This window comes from Mesorhizobium sp., assembly GCF_005063415.1.
In the GTDB taxonomy this organism is placed as follows: domain Bacteria; phylum Pseudomonadota; class Alphaproteobacteria; order Rhizobiales; family Rhizobiaceae; genus Mesorhizobium.
Map to the genome: position 1 here is coordinate 1 of NZ_SUEG01000442.1, position 223 is coordinate 223.

At 67.7% G+C, this 223-nt stretch carries 1 pseudogene; it reads right to left on the reverse strand.

Annotated elements, in window-relative coordinates:
- Positions 1 to 223 (reverse strand): annotated as a pseudogene (locus tag E5W70_RS32975) (tRNA (guanosine(37)-N1)-methyltransferase TrmD); the annotation flags it as partial.

The window sequence follows — 223 nt, forward strand, 5'->3', positions numbered from 1 at the left end:
TTTCAAAGCTCTCTTCGTCGCCCGATACCGCATTGCCCATGACGCCGGGCAGCAGGCGCACCACGGCATCGAGCAGCACAAGTGCCGCCGGCTCGCCGCCGGACAGGATGAAATCGCCGATCGAAACTTCCTCGAGGCCTCGCGCTTCGATGACCCGCTGGTCGACGCCTTCGAAGCGGCCGCAGACGATCACCGCACCCGGCCCGCCGGCGAGCTCGCGCAC